The 901-nt window shown below is 71.4% G+C and carries 1 protein-coding gene; it reads right to left on the bottom strand.

From position 1 onward, the window contains the following. Positions 1-544 (bottom strand): SDR family oxidoreductase (locus KBX53_RS34380; protein WP_210863968.1); only part of this gene is annotated, 544 nt, incomplete at its 3' end. Positions 545-901: the final 357 nt, after the last annotated feature.

Genomic DNA, 901 nt, shown 5'->3' with positions numbered 1-901 from the left:
GCGCGGCCATGATGACCGCGGCGATGTCCGCCACGTGGACCAGGGCGCTGTTCCAGTCACCGAAGGGCGCCCGAACCACCCCCTCGGCCCGGATGGTGTGTGCCCACTCCCTGGTGTTCGCCATGAACTCGCCGGGAAACACGTGCGTCCACTCCAGACCCGAGGTCTCGACCGCCCGGTGCAGCGGCCGGTGCGGTGCCTCCAGCGGGTCGTCGTCGGCCCGGCTCGGATCGTTGTGCCCGAGGTGGGTGACCCGACGGACGCCAGCCTTCCGGGCCAGCTCCAGGATCTCCGCGCCGGTGGTCAGCGGCCCGTACCCATCCATCGCGACCAGGTGCATGCGCGTCACGCCGCGCAGCGCCGGTGCCAGCGTGTCGGGCCTGGCGAAGTCGCCGGCCACCACCTCCACCCCGCTGGGCAGCGCGGCGGCCGCCGGTGACGCCGGGTCGCGGGTCAGTGCGCGTACGTCGTGGCCGGCGGCCACCAGTTGCCGGACCAGGCTGCCTCCGACGGTCCCGGTCGCTCCGCTCACCAGGATCGGCATGGTTCCTCCTCAGGGATCGCCCGACGGTGGGCACGGTGAGCCGACCCCGCCTTTCGGGGGTGCTCCCGGATGGCTCATGGTCAGCCATATCGATGCGGGAAGCAATCGCGAACACCGCGTTCACGTTTGCTCCGACCTGCGGAAACGCGGCAATCACTGAATGCGCGCGGTAGCCTTTTTCGGCCGCTGGGAGGCCCGTTGACCTGCGTACTCCGCGCCGTATGGCGGGTCCCGCAAATTTCCTCGCCGGTCCGTCCCACAGCCGGTGACGTCGGCCGCCCCGCGCATCCGTCGGCGGCGTTCTGGACGAAGATGGGGGTATGCGGATCCTTCTGGCCGGCGCGTCCGGCGGCCTCG

This window comes from Micromonospora sp. M51 (assembly GCF_018070305.1).
Lineage (GTDB): Bacteria > Actinomycetota > Actinomycetes > Mycobacteriales > Micromonosporaceae > Micromonospora > Micromonospora parva.
This window is presented reverse-complemented; position numbering and strand designations above follow the sequence as displayed.